Source organism: Nitrosomonas sp., assembly GCF_024282095.1.
Classification (GTDB): domain Bacteria; phylum Pseudomonadota; class Gammaproteobacteria; order Burkholderiales; family Nitrosomonadaceae; genus Nitrosomonas.
The window spans coordinates 23,313-36,188 of record NZ_JAMWZS010000007.1 but is presented as its reverse complement, the minus strand read 5'-3'; the positions used below and the strand labels follow the sequence as shown (position 1 = coordinate 36,188).

The following is a 12,876-nucleotide window of genomic DNA, read 5'->3' as shown; positions in this document are numbered from 1 at the left end:
GCTTTATTTGAGATGTAGGATTGCATCGATGACATCATCGAGTGGTTTTTCGCCGCTTGATGTGGATGCTTTAAAGTGGGGCGTGTAGCTTATTCTTCTGCCATTTCGTTCGAAAACCCAGCTATTTGATTCCTCAGTAGAGGAGCCGTATTGCACTAACTCAACGTTCTCAAGAATGACAGTAGCACCTGATTTAAAGATTACCTGATAGGTACCTATACTACCTACCACTGCTTTTAAATGCTTTTCCATGATTTTTCCCTTTAGAAAGGTTTCGTAAAAATTACATATTGTAAAAAACACACCAATGTTCAGCCGTAACGCCCATTTTTCTGCAGTATTACTCCGATTGCCGGTAGCTGGATACGCCACATGACAACAGACATCCCCGCGCATGTTACCCACTCAAACCAATCATCCATGAAATCTACAATCATTGTTTCATAGTCTGACTGTTTTTTTAGAAGGATTTTCAGTTTCGATAGGATCTCAAATTTTGAGGGATAAGCTATTTTCCTATTTTTATATCTTTTATACTGATTGCTTCCAAAGCATCGAATTTTTTTGGATCCATCATCTCTTCCAATAATTTTTTTATGTCTGCAATACTGGTTTTATATAGATTTGTGTCTAATTCAATCGTGACTTCGACTTTCATTAATCAGCTCCTTTTAGCAATTGCCCTGTCGTAGCATACATAATTTGATTCTAAAATAATATTTGTTTGTACTGAATTGTAAATTAATCCAATGATCTAAAATGAGTGCCTATTGATGTGATCAGGCTGATATGAAAAACTATATTTGTAATGATGATACGTCATACGTTTGCCGTGATGTTTACTGCAAAATTAACTAACTTTTCGGAGGTTGCCATGAAGATAAGTCAATTACTGCGTGTGGGGGTGCTTTTGCTTATAATTCCGGTGCTATCGGGTTGTTGGCTGCTCGCAGCGGGAGGTGCAGGGGCTTACGGCGGCTATAAAGCGAAGGAAGAGGGATACACATTGCGGAATCCAGTCACAAAGGAACAGGAAGAAAAGCCAGCCTCGAAAGAAAAACCAGCCAGTGACCAGAAGAAGGAGTAGCGTAGAGCTATAAAAACGCTTGGTTAGATGATCAGATGGCGGGGTTTATTGTCTGTATAACCCCATGAAGAATGGTATCGGTGGCTTTATCGTTAGCTGGAAGATAACGAAGAATAAATGGAGAATTATGGAGAGTGAGCAACCAAATTTGTGTGATAGGACATCAAATTTCGAGCGGCATATCTTGCGCGAAGAACAGCAATGTCAGGTTGCTGTTCTTCTTAATTCTTTGATTAAATCTGAATTAACGCGTACGCCATGAATAAAAATGACAGTATTTGCGGCTTAATTTTCTCAGAAATTATTTTTTTACTTCCGTAGAAGTGACGAAAATCAGTGTGCTGAAGGTGCGATTCAGTGTTTTGCTGGTGAAGTTGGTCATTACCATATTTTCAATGAAACGGATATGATCGCCTTTATTGACTTTGGTCGTGGGGGCGGCAATCCAGAATCTATTGCCACCGTTTTCTAATTCCATATAGGTATAACCGGTGGTGTCAATAATGTCGATGACTTTTCCTTCATTGTTGGGCATTTTTCCACCGGACTCTTGTGCATTCTGTGGTTCATGGTGCAGCGCCATGACATTGGTGGAATTGAATAGCAAGCATCCAAGCAGGATGATCAAAGATAAAAACGAAATTTTCATGGTACTCCAAAGATACTGTGTTGTTCGGTGCAGTATGATACACCGCTATATTATTTAGTTCCAATACCGGGATGCATTGCTGACACTCTATCCTGGCGTACTTTTTCAAAAAAACAAATAGCGGCGGCGGCGGCGGCATTCAATGATTCGGTTTTGCCGGGCATGGGAATGGAGATATTCTCGTCAGCTGCTTGTATTATTTCTTTAGATAGTCCTGTTCCTTCGTTTCCGAATACAAATGCTACCGGCCCCACCAGTGAAATTTCAAACAGATTTTTACTGGCCTGGATGGATGTGGCAATGACCGTTCCGGGAAACTGTTGTGCAATCTGTTGTAAATCGCAGTTTTCATGGATATGCAAGAAAAAATGTGCCCCCATGGCAGCACGTAGTGTCTTGGGCGACCAAGCGTCGGTACATTGTTTTGATAAATAGATATTTTTGATATTCGCCGCGGCAGCCGAACGTAAAATAGAGCCGAGATTTCCAGGATCCTGGATTGTTTCCAACAAGACACTCGAGGTTTCTTTGCCATTGTCGGATTCGTTCTGCAATTCCGGCGTTGCAATAAGCGCGAGAATGCCTGTCGGTGTTTTGACAGGGGATATGGCACGAAATAGTCCATTGCTGGCGACGATTATTTTAGGCAGCGTATTGCCAAACAGTATATTGAGAAAGCGTTTATTTTCGGAAGCTTCAAAGTAGGCCTGACTGACAATCAAACTTTTAGGTGTGCCCAGCACTGAACTGTAAATCTGAACGAGATGTATGCCATCCAGCAGTGTTAACCCTGTTTTCTTACGATATTGTAATGACCCTTCCAACTTAATCAGTTGCTTAATGAGGGGGTGATCACGTGAGGTAATAATCGTCATGATTCAATCCCGCAGTCATCGATAAATTATCGCATTAATGATTCAGGACCTTATCAATCTTTATAACGATATTCTGCTGATAGGGCATGCGCCTGCAATCCTTCTCCATAGGCCAGAACAGAGGCAATTTTCCCAAGTTTTGCAGCACCTTGCTGAGAAACCTGAATGAGACTGCTGCGCTTCTGAAAATCATAAACACCCAAAGGAGAGGAGAATCGCGCTGTGCGAGATGTGGGTAGGACATGGTTGGGACCGGCGCAATAATCACCCAGCGCTTCACACGCATAGCGGCCGAGAAAAATAGCGCCGGCATGTCTGATTTTATCGACCCAGTGTTCCGGTTGATCAACCGATAATTCCAGATGTTCGGGTGCAATTTTGTTGGCGATTGCGCAGGCCTCATCCAGGTTTTGTACCTGAATCAAAGCGCCGCGATTTTCCAGCGAAGCGCGAATGACATCTTTGCGCGGCATTTCGTCCAGCAGACGATTAATGCTTTGCATCACCTGATCGAGGAATGCTGCGTCGGGTGATAACAAAATGGATTGGGCTAGTTCATCGTGTTCCGCCTGAGAGAACAGATCCATGGCAATCCAGTCAGGGTTGGTTTTGCCGTCACAAATCACGAGAATTTCAGAAGGGCCGGCAACCATATCGATGCCGACGATGCCGAATACCCGGCGCTTGGCGGCGGCGACGTAGGCGTTCCCGGGGCCAACAATCTTGTCAACTTGCGGTATTGTTTCAGTGCCATACGCCAATGCACCGACGGCCTGCGCGCCGCCGATCGTAAAAACCCGATCAACCTTGCTGATTGCCGCGGCTGCCAGAACCATGTCGCTTCTTTCCCCATTCGGTGTGGGAACAACCATGATCAATTCTTTTACCCCCGCTACTTTGGCGGGAATGGCGTTCATCAACACAGAGGAAGGATAGGAGGCTTTGCCGCCCGGTACATATAAGCCCACACGATCCAACGGTGTGACTTTCTGGCCGAGTAGGGTATCGTCTGAATCTGTGTATTGCCATGAACTGAGCTGTTGTTTTTCGTGATAGCTGCGGACTCGTTCAGCGGCTTGTTCCAGTGCAATCCGCTGGGGCGACGGTAAAGCTGCCAAGGATCGCTGCAAATGGTCTTGTGTGAGCTCGAGATCTTTGGCGGATGCTGCGGAAAGTTTGTCAAAGCGGTTGGTATATTCGATTAACGCAGCATCCTTGCGGGTACGGATATCGGCAAGAATTTTGGCTACTGTCGAATCGATCGCATCGTCTTGTGCATTTTCAAAAGCCAATAGCTTGTCAAGATTTGCATTAAAATCAGAGTCGGTTGAATTAAATCGTTTTATCGGGATCATGGTGTGAAGTGAATTCCTGCTGAAGCGACACTGGCAACCTATTGTTTGATAGCATCAGAAAACGCATCCAACACCGGTTGAATGATTTCTCTCTTAAGCTTCAATGCGGCCTGGTTAATAATCAATCTTGCCGAGATCGGCATGATTTCTTCCACCGCTTTAAGATGATTGGCTTTTAATGTATTGCCGCTCGATACCAGATCAACGATCGCATCAGCTAAACCCACTAATGGCGCCAATTCCATTGATCCGTACAATTTAATCAGATCGACATGGACGCCTTTGTCGGCAAAGTGTTCGCGAGCGGTCTGCACATATTTGGTCGCGATACGTAACCGCGCACCTTGACGCACGGCAGAGTCATAATCAAAGCCTTCAGGTACGGCCACCATCATCCGGCAACGCGCAATGTTCAGATCCAGCGGTTGATAAAGACCGGCACCGCCATGCTCATGTAACACATCTTTTCCGGCGATACCAAGATCCGCTGCGCCATATTGCACATACGTCGGTACATCCGAGGCACGCACAATGATCAAACGCACATTGGCGCGATTGGTGGCGAGAATTAATTTGCGCGACGATTCCGGGTCGTCCAGCGCGACAATTCCCGCTGCCTTTAACAGCGGTGCTGTGTCTTCAAAAATTCGCCCTTTTGACAGGGCGATGGTGATATCAGTCATAAATCAGGAGATTATCCGAGATTAGCTGCGGCAAAATCCCAATTGATCAGTTTATCCAATATCGTATTCACATAGTCTGCGCGGCGATTTTGGTAATCCAGATAATAGGCGTGTTCCCATACGTCGATGGTCAATAATGGCCGGATATTTTTGGTGATTGGAGAATCGGCATTGCCTGTTTTAGCGACAACGATCTTGTCTCCATCCAGCGCCAGCCATGCCCAGCCGCTGCCGAATTGCGTCATGGCTGCTTGGGCAAATTCCTTTTTGCACGCATCGATACTGCCAAACGAGGCTTCAATTTTTTGCTTCAGTGCTGCGGGTGGTTCGCCGCCGCCGTTCGGTTTCAAGCTATGCCAATAAAACATGTGGTTCCATACTTGCGCAGCATTGTTGAAAATGGCGGCTTTGTCAGCTTGTCCGGCGGTTGCCTTGATAATTTGTTCCAGTGATTGACCTGCCAGATCGGTATTGGCTACCAGGTTATTTAAATTATCCACATAAGTTTTGTGGTGCTTGCCATAGTGAAAGCTGAGTGTGTTGGCTGATATCACGGGTTCCAGCGCGTTATTCGCATACGGCAGCGGTGCCAGTATATATTGTGAGCCCGATTGAGCACTTTTAGAAAAGTTTTCAAGATTGCTGCTAGACATTATTTTCTCCTTAAAGAATACATTGCTGATACGACGAATGAGTGATGTCATGTTATGTTGATAAATTGTATTTGATTTGACTGGTTATTGGGCACTGTTTGTTTCAGTGGTAAAGGTGATTTTATTGTATCCCGCCAAACGAGCAGCTTCCATAATAGTGATGACAGATTGATGGGTAGCTTTTGCATCCGCATTGATAATGATAAATGGATCCGATAGATTCTGGGCTGCAGATTGTAATGCATTGCGCAGGCTTTCTATACTGGAAAATTTAACGGGTATCCGGTTGATCGTATAGTCACCCGCAGCATTGACAGTGATATCGATACTATTGGGTTTTTCGACATTTTTGTCGACTTCTTCCGCACTGGCTTGCGGCAAGTTGATTTCGAGTTCGGCAAATTTTGAATACGTGGTGGTAACGATCAAGAAAATGAGTATCACCAATAACACATCAATCATCGGAACCAGGTTGATTTCTGGCTCGTCGTTTTGTTTTCCGCGCTGAAAATTCATAAAAACCGTTTTTGTAGATAATTTAATAAAAACTGATTACGCTGAAATATAGGCCATTCAACAGGATGATACTGAGTGCGGCTAGTATAATACCAATTGCATTTTTATCGAAGCTATCAAAATAAATCACACGATTATTGCACAGACTTATAAAATAGCCAGTCGTGTTTTTGTAGCTTGATTGTGCAAGATTCTGTTCATCGTGATTCTCAAACTTATAGCAGACTGAAGTTAAATGATTAAACCATTGATTAGCGTAGTGATGGGTAGTAAAAGCGACTGGGATGTGATGCAACATGCGGTTGCGATATTGGATGAATTTCATGTCGCTTATGAAGCCAAAGTGGTTTCGGCGCACCGTACGCCGGATTTGATGTTTCAATTTGCCGAAGGAGCCAAGGCGCGCGGCATCAAATGCATTATTGCAGGGGCGGGAGGGGCTGCGCATCTGCCCGGCATGATTGCTGCAAAAACTACGCTACCGGTTTTGGGCGTTCCGGTGAATTCCAAGCACTTACAAGGACTTGATTCACTGCTGTCGATTGTTCAGATGCCTAAAGGCGTGCCTGTCGCGACGTTTGCCATTGGGGAAGCGGGTGCTGCCAATGCGGGGTTATTTGCGGTTGAACTATTGGCGGTAAATAATAGCGAATTGAGCGTGCAACTGAACGAATACCGGCAGAAGCAGACCGAAGCGGTGCTGGCTTCCGAGTTGCCGCAATAATGCGCATCATGCCTGGAGCCATGCTCGGTGTCCTTGGAGGCGGGCAGCTTGGACGCATGTTTGTGATGGCGGCTCAGCAAATGGGATACCGGGTGACGGTATTGGATCCCGCCAGTGATAGTCCTGCCGGGCGGGTTGCTGATGATTTCATCTGTGCAGATTATGCGGATCAAGCAGCGCTGGAAAAACTCAGCAGCCAATGTGCCGCCATTACCACCGAATTTGAAAATATTCCGGCGAAATCACTACGAACGCTCGCTAAATCTTGTGTCGTCAGCCCGGATGCATACAGTGTTTCCATTGCACAGAACAGGATTGCAGAAAAACAATTTTTGGGTATCAATGGTTTTGCCGTCGCACCATTCGCGGTCATTCAACAACAGGATGACATTGCGACGCAAGATGTCGCGGACTTGCTTCCCGGCATCCTGAAAGTGAGCCAGTTTGGTTACGATGGCAAGGGACAGAAAGCCGTTGCTGATGAAGCAGCGTTACTGGCCGCCTATGCGCAATTGAATCACCCGGTTTGCGTACTGGAAAAATTCATGCCGCTCAGAAATGAGATATCTGTTGTGGTGGCGCGCGGCACCGATGGAGAGTTAAAAACTTTCCCGGTTTCTGAGAACCAGCATGTCAACGGCATTCTCGATATCAGTATCGTGCCGGCAAGAATTTCGCAGCAATTAGCGCAGCAAGCGCAAAACATTGCCTGTCAGATTGTTAAAAATCTAAGTTATCAGGGCGTGCTGTGCGTGGAGTTTTTTGTGTTGCAGGATGATGAGCTGTTGATCAATGAAATCGCGCCGCGTCCGCATAACAGCGGACATTATTCCATCAATGCCTGCATCACGTCACAGTTTGAACAGCAAGTGCGCACACTGTGCGGCATGCCATTGGGAGAAACCACACAGCATAGCGCTGCCGTGATGGTCAATTTGTTAGGTGACTTGTGGCAAAGCGGCGAACCCGACTGGAGCCTGGTTTTGCAACATACATCGACCAAATTACATTTATACGGCAAAACCGCAGCACGCCCAGGCCGTAAAATGGGGCATTTCACGGTATTGAACACTGACATTGACATTGACACGGCATTACAAGAAGCGATCCACATTAAAAACACCTTGAACAAAATTTAATCCGAAACCAATGACGCATTCATCCGCTTTATTCGAAACCAATATAAAAAGCCTGCCATTGTTGCATCGCGGCAAGGTAAGGGATATCTACGCCGTCGGTGCCGATAAGCTGTTGATCGTGCAAACCGATCGCTTATCGGCATTTGATGTGATTCTACCGACCGCCGTACCAGGGAAGGGGAAGCTGCTGACAGCGTTGTCCGATTTCTGGTTCAAGAAACTGGCACATGTCATGCCCAATCATCTGACCGGCATTGCACCGGAGTCCGTGGTTGCGGAGAACGAACGCGAACAAGTGCGTGATCGCGCATTTGTCATCAGGCGCTTAAAGCCATTGCCGATTGAAGTGATTGTGCGCGGCTACGTGGTTGGGTCGGGGTGGAAGGATTATCAACAAACCGGCGCCATTTGCGGCATTCAACTCCCTGCTGGATTGAAACTGGCTGAGAAACTGCCGTGTGGAGCCATTTTTACACCGTCAACCAAAGCCGCCGCGGGTGCGCATGATGAGAATATTTCTCTGGCGGAAGTGGAAAAACAACTCGGGAAAGCACTGACTGCAAAAGTCAGTGAAAAAGCCATCCAGCTATACACCGAAGCGGCGGATTACGCAGCGCAACGCGGTATTATCATCGCGGATACCAAATTTGAATTCGGTTTGGATGACGCAGGCCAACTTTATCTGATCGATGAAGTGTTGACACCGGATTCATCCCGTTTCTGGCCCGCCGATCAATACCAGGCCGGACAAAACCCGCCCAGCTTCGATAAACAATTCGTGCGCGATTGGTTGGAAAAACAGGATTGGAACAAAAAAGCCCCAGCGCCTGAGTTACCCGATCAAATCTTGCAACAGACGATGGCAAAGTATCAGGAAGCGTTGCGGTTGTTGACGTAATAGTATTCTCTTACAGAGTTTCTGAATAACTGTCATTTCGAGCATAGCGAGAAATCTATAATGTTAATTCCACAAGATTCCTATTACGTTCGGAATGACAAATGCGCGTTGTTCTGGGGCTCCTAAAAAGGCGAATATTCTTCCAAATGATTCAAGCTGAATTTGTCTCGTGTCTGATGCGAAAAACGGGGGGCTATTTGTTAGTGATTGATGCATCTTATTTATTTGTGGATCTAGCAAGGTAGATTGGGATGACAATAGGAATCCCACATCTTTCCCGTATTAATTGCTGAGGTTTGCCGACTCCCCCTAGCTTACCGCTGCTGGTTTTTGCCGTCTATTTTTAAAGTATTGCTGGTATCAGACAATTTAAGTAAATCCAACAGGTTTGCACTCAGTGTACTGTTTCCACTACCCGTAAAATCGATGGTTTCGATGCCATCAACTTGCGATTCTCCGTGGTCTTGCCACGGGGTTGTTTATCCTTCGAAGTTTAGTCATTGTGAACCGATGCTGCCAAATTAAGGCGTAATGCGGCTGCCAGCAGCCGCTTATCCTGTGTCCAAAGCTTGGTATTGCCGGATAACTGTGTTGAAGCTAACAGATGCGCGTCGATCAGTCCGATGCCCAAGCCATATAAAGCATGTTTTTCAATGAAATAATTCACTTCATCGGTAAAAGCAATGGAGACTTGGGGCAGGTGATCCAGTGCGGCTAGAATCTCTTCACGCTGGCGCAGATTGCCCAACGCCAGTTCGCCACGAACAAAAGGATGACCTAATACGCTGTTATCAGTCAGCAGGCGGACTAAATGTGGATCGCTGTTGCGCAGATGGTTAATCCAGACCGAGGTATCGACCAGAATCATTCCGACAGTTATTCGTTAATTTGCCGGCGGGGAATGGTTTCCAATTGCGGTTCAGTGCCGCCCAGACTCGCCAATCTCTTAGCACTTTCCCGCTCGATCAGGGCTTTCAAGGCTTCTTTAACCAAAGCGGATTTTTCCTGTACATGAGTCAAGGCTTGCGCTTTTTCCAGTAATTCGTCATCCAATACGATGGTGGTTCTCATGATTTATCTCCGAATAGGTCATCGCATGATGCGCTTTATTGTGCATGAGGGCAAGTGGGGGTAAAAATCTTTACAGCTTGCAGGGCACACTCAATCAGTGCTTTGGTGAATTGCTTGAGAAGGCCATGCTCACCGATTGGATCTTCTGGCGGGGCGCTTTATTTGATTCTATGGATTGCTGCAGATTTGTGCGGATGGGTGGGTGGCGGAGGCGGTGAGATTCGAACTCACGGTAGAGTCACCCCTACGGCAGTTTTCAAGACTGCTGCCTTAAACCGCTCGGCCACACCTCCTTGTTGAAGGGCGAATCATACCTTTTAGTGCGCTTTTTGGCTAGCGATTACAAGCTTTAATTGATGGTAGATAATCTTTTCGGTATTGCCGATGGACTTCGCAAACCGCCTGAAGACGGTACTCCAACATTCCAAGCTTCAGTGAATTATGTCTAAATTCATACCGCTGAATACACTTTACATCTCTTATTTTCTGCAGCAAATCATATTACTTGCTACCTGGTGCAGGGCGGAGCGCTTCCGCATCCAGAAATTGTTGCAAGTGCGGTAATACGAGTAACGGTTTTTCTTCTTGAACCGCGTGACCAACATCACTGAGGACAACCAATTTTGAATTGGGCAGATCCTTATGCAGGCGCTCGCCAATCGCCAACGGGATAATTTCATCGTTCCTGCTCCATATAATCAAGGCGGGAATGGCCAGGTTGGCATAATTGTCCGAGAACTGTTGCAGATCTGTCGGCAGCATCTGCCGCGCGCTGGTTAGTGTGGCGTATTTTGCATTCGGCTTGTCCAGATTGCCGGCATAATGGTCTATGGCATCTTGCGGAATCAGTGCATCATTGAAATACACTTTTTTCAGCAGACTCTTTACTTGCAGGGCGTTTGGGATAGCGTGAATCACCAGTGGTCCCAGTACCGGAGTCGCTAATACCTCTACGAAATCCGGAAGATCCTGTGGATAGGCGATGCTGTCTATCAATACCAGGCTTTTCTGCAGATGCGGATGCGATGCGGATAAGTATATCGAAGTGACCAAAGCCACTCCGCCACCGTATGAGTGTCCAATGATGTGGAGGTTGTTCAAATTGTTTTCGAGGATAAAATTTCTTACCAACTTGGCCTGTTCGTAAACGGAATATAAATCATCGCGCGGTTTGGGTGACTCACCAAAGCCTTTCAGATCAACGGTGATGACACGGTATTTCCGGGCCAGTGGCTCAATGATATGCCGCCAACTATAGCTGCTGGCACCGAAGCCGTGGATGAGCAGCACTGGATCGCCTTTCCCCGTGCTGCTGGATGCCAGCTGCAGTTCGTTTGCCTGGTCCGGACTACGATATTGTGACCAGCCCGGAATATTTTTATCCATGACTGCACAGCCACTCAGACTGAGGATCACAAACAGAAACACGGATGCAGGCGCTTTCTTCAAGGGATTCTTCATGATTAAAGCGACCGAATGAGCATGACCATATCAAATATGCCGCCGCCGACAAAACCTAACACACCAAAAGCGGGAAGTAATGCGATAGCCCTGCAAGCTGCCTTCAAACGCTTGGCTTCCATATCGTCTGCAATCTTCATGTGACGTGGAATGGATAAAATCACGTAACAGATCAGACCAAGAAAGATGATATTTCCGATGGTAAGCGGGAGGAGATTGGTGAGATAGATTTCTATCGGGCCAAGTGTTTTTTCAGCGCAATACCCACAACTGTCGACCAGTGCGAACATCATGTCACGCCGAGCATTAATGATCTCAAAGAAACTCAGGGTAGTGTTGACAGCCCCCCATAAGGCAGCCAATAGCACAATGGGAAGGCCCAGTTTGTTGATGTCGTCCATGGCAATTCTCCTTTTTCCAGCAAAACTTGATGCTGATATAAACAGGATTATTTCAGTTGGTCATTCTTGTCCACCCGTTTTATAATCCGCACACAACATTAATCCAATCTTCCGGGCACTGTACACGGTATCTAATATGGTATGAATCCAAATTTAAATCAACTGCAGCCTTATCCGTTTCAGAAGTTGCGCCAATTGTTCGAAGGGGTGACGCGCAATACTGCGTTTAATCCGATCGAATTGCAGATTGGTGAGCCCAAGCACGCAACGCCTGATTTTATTCGCCAGGCGCTGATAGATAATCTGGGTGGTTTGTCCGCGTACCCGACGACGCTGGGGACATCCACGTTGCGCAATAGCATCGCGGCATGGATAAAACAGCGTTTTAACTTGCCGGAAATCAACCCGGATACGGAAATCATTCCCGTCAACGGTAGCCGTGAAGCGTTATTTTCGTTTGCGCAGGCGGTGGTGGATACCAGCGCTGCTCACCCGGTAGTGGTTTGTCCCAATCCGTTTTATCAGATTTACGAGGGGGCTGCGCTATTGGCGGGAGCGACGCCATATTTTATTAACACCTTACCGGATAACCGCTTTAAGCTGGATTTTTCACAGTTGAGCGATGATGTATGGTCACGCACACAATTGATTTATGTGTGCTCGCCGAACAATCCTACCGGTGGCGTGATGACGCTGCAGGAATGGCGGGAGTTGTTTGCGTTGTCGGATCGTTATGGTTTTGTGGTCGCTGCGGATGAATGTTATTCGGAAATTTATTTTGACGAAGCCAATCCCCCGTTAGGGGCACTGGATGCCGCGCAGCAACTGGGCCGTTCCGGTTTTCCGCGTTTGGTGGTATTCAATAGCCTGTCAAAACGCTCCAATGTGCCGGGGCTACGTTCCGGTTTTGCAGCCGGAGATGCCAAACTATTGGAAAAATTCCTGTTATATCGCACGTATCATGGTTCCGCGATGAGCCCCGTCGCTCAGGCTGCGAGTGCTGTGGCCTGGAATGACGCAGCACATGTGGTGCAAAATCGTCGTTTGTACGCACAGAAATTCTCTGATGCTATCGCATTGTTGTCGGATGCGACAGCAGTGCAGATGCCGGATGCGGGTTTTTATTTGTGGCTTAAAACGCTCATCAGCGATACCGAATTCACCAAACGGTTATATCAAGATTATAATGTGACGGTGTTGCCAGGCAGCTATCTGGCACGCGATGCGCATGGCATCAATCCGGGGAAGAATTATGTACGGATTGCACTGGTTGCTTCACCGCAGGAGTGTATCGAAGCGATGAACAGAATCAAGAACCTGATGACTCATTTGGGTTGAGCCGGGCTGAATTTTAATTATTAGGA

17 protein-coding genes and 1 tRNA gene are annotated in these 12,876 nt (G+C 46.8%); 5 read left to right on the top strand and 13 right to left on the bottom strand.

What is annotated here, in order from left to right; genetic code table 11:
- Positions 1-3 precede the first annotated feature (3 nt).
- Both Q0K92_RS03515 and Q0K92_RS03510 read right to left on the bottom strand, forming a co-directional pair.
- The gene (locus Q0K92_RS03515; RefSeq protein ID WP_297324422.1) at positions 4-396 is read right to left on the bottom strand and encodes a hypothetical protein; all 393 of its coding nucleotides are present in this window, start codon (positions 394-396) and stop codon (positions 4-6) included.
- A gap of 112 nt (positions 397-508) precedes the next feature.
- A complete protein-coding gene (locus Q0K92_RS03510) occupies positions 509-658 on the bottom strand; it encodes a hypothetical protein (RefSeq protein ID WP_297324421.1) in 150 nt (49 codons plus the stop codon).
- A 150-nt stretch (positions 659-808) separates the two neighbouring features.
- Here Q0K92_RS03510 and Q0K92_RS03505 point away from each other — a divergent pair, with 150 nt between their 5' ends.
- Positions 809-1,087 (top strand): hypothetical protein, encoded by a 279-nt coding sequence (locus Q0K92_RS03505; protein WP_297324420.1) that lies wholly within the window; start codon positions 809-811, stop codon positions 1,085-1,087.
- A 301-nt stretch (positions 1,088-1,388) separates the two neighbouring features.
- Here the strand turns inward: Q0K92_RS03505 and Q0K92_RS03500 are convergent, their stop codons facing one another.
- The 6 genes from Q0K92_RS03500 to Q0K92_RS03475 all read right to left on the bottom strand — a co-directional run bounded on the left by Q0K92_RS03500 (position 1,389) and on the right by Q0K92_RS03475 (position 5,818).
- Positions 1,389-1,736, bottom strand: coding sequence for a hypothetical protein (locus Q0K92_RS03500; protein ID WP_297324419.1), 348 nt, complete (start codon positions 1,734-1,736; stop codon positions 1,389-1,391).
- A 50-nt stretch (positions 1,737-1,786) separates the two neighbouring features.
- The gene (locus tag Q0K92_RS03495) at positions 1,787-2,611 is read right to left on the bottom strand and encodes an RNA methyltransferase (protein WP_297324418.1); all 825 of its coding nucleotides are present in this window, start codon (positions 2,609-2,611) and stop codon (positions 1,787-1,789) included.
- A gap of 53 nt (positions 2,612-2,664) precedes the next feature.
- Positions 2,665-3,963: a histidinol dehydrogenase gene (gene hisD / locus Q0K92_RS03490; protein ID WP_297324456.1), complete on the bottom strand. Its 1,299-nt coding sequence runs from the start codon at positions 3,961-3,963 to the stop codon at positions 2,665-2,667.
- 41 nt (positions 3,964-4,004) lie between these two features.
- On the bottom strand, positions 4,005-4,649 hold the full coding sequence (gene hisG, locus Q0K92_RS03485; protein ID WP_297324417.1) for an ATP phosphoribosyltransferase: 645 nt from the start codon (positions 4,647-4,649) through the stop codon (positions 4,005-4,007).
- 11 nt (positions 4,650-4,660) lie between these two features.
- Positions 4,661-5,302: a superoxide dismutase gene (locus Q0K92_RS03480; protein ID WP_297324416.1), complete on the bottom strand. Its 642-nt coding sequence runs from the start codon at positions 5,300-5,302 to the stop codon at positions 4,661-4,663.
- Between the two features lie 84 nt (positions 5,303-5,386).
- Positions 5,387-5,818 (bottom strand): biopolymer transporter ExbD, encoded by a 432-nt coding sequence (locus Q0K92_RS03475; protein ID WP_297324415.1) that lies wholly within the window; start codon positions 5,816-5,818, stop codon positions 5,387-5,389.
- Between the two features lie 235 nt (positions 5,819-6,053).
- Between Q0K92_RS03475 and purE the strand changes: the two genes are divergently transcribed.
- Genes purE through Q0K92_RS03460 form a run of 3 tightly spaced genes read left to right on the top strand, consistent with a single transcriptional unit; the run spans position 6,054 to position 8,579 of the window.
- Positions 6,054-6,542 (top strand): 5-(carboxyamino)imidazole ribonucleotide mutase, encoded by a 489-nt coding sequence (gene purE, locus Q0K92_RS03470; RefSeq protein WP_297324414.1) that lies wholly within the window; start codon positions 6,054-6,056, stop codon positions 6,540-6,542.
- Positions 6,542-7,681: a 5-(carboxyamino)imidazole ribonucleotide synthase gene (locus Q0K92_RS03465; protein ID WP_297324413.1), complete on the top strand. Its 1,140-nt coding sequence runs from the start codon at positions 6,542-6,544 to the stop codon at positions 7,679-7,681. Before purE ends, Q0K92_RS03465 begins: the two co-directional genes overlap by 1 nt.
- A 10-nt stretch (positions 7,682-7,691) precedes the next feature.
- Positions 7,692-8,579 (top strand): phosphoribosylaminoimidazolesuccinocarboxamide synthase, encoded by an 888-nt coding sequence (locus tag Q0K92_RS03460; RefSeq protein WP_297324412.1) that lies wholly within the window; start codon positions 7,692-7,694, stop codon positions 8,577-8,579.
- Positions 8,580-9,072: 493 nt separating this feature from the next.
- On the opposite strand, the gene Q0K92_RS03455 is transcribed toward Q0K92_RS03460, so the two are convergent.
- The 5 genes from Q0K92_RS03455 to Q0K92_RS03435 form a co-directional block, all read right to left on the bottom strand.
- On the bottom strand, positions 9,073-9,447 hold the full coding sequence (locus Q0K92_RS03455) for a type II toxin-antitoxin system VapC family toxin (RefSeq protein WP_297324411.1): 375 nt from the start codon (positions 9,445-9,447) through the stop codon (positions 9,073-9,075).
- Positions 9,448-9,455: 8 nt separating this feature from the next.
- Entirely contained in the window at positions 9,456-9,650 is a 195-nt protein-coding gene (locus Q0K92_RS03450; protein ID WP_297324410.1) for a type II toxin-antitoxin system VapB family antitoxin, read from the bottom strand.
- Positions 9,651-9,853: 203 nt separating this feature from the next.
- Positions 9,854-9,943: transfer RNA gene (locus tag Q0K92_RS03445), tRNA-Ser, on the bottom strand.
- A gap of 208 nt (positions 9,944-10,151) precedes the next feature.
- Complete coding sequence (locus Q0K92_RS03440; RefSeq protein ID WP_297324409.1) at positions 10,152-11,111, bottom strand: alpha/beta hydrolase; 960 nt, start codon at positions 11,109-11,111, stop codon at positions 10,152-10,154.
- A gap of 2 nt (positions 11,112-11,113) precedes the next feature.
- The gene (locus Q0K92_RS03435) at positions 11,114-11,512 is read right to left on the bottom strand and encodes a hypothetical protein (RefSeq protein ID WP_297324408.1); all 399 of its coding nucleotides are present in this window, start codon (positions 11,510-11,512) and stop codon (positions 11,114-11,116) included.
- A gap of 141 nt (positions 11,513-11,653) precedes the next feature.
- Between Q0K92_RS03435 and dapC the strand changes: the two genes are divergently transcribed.
- Positions 11,654-12,850: a succinyldiaminopimelate transaminase gene (dapC, locus tag Q0K92_RS03430; protein WP_297324407.1), complete on the top strand. Its 1,197-nt coding sequence runs from the start codon at positions 11,654-11,656 to the stop codon at positions 12,848-12,850.
- Positions 12,851-12,876 lie beyond the last annotated feature (26 nt).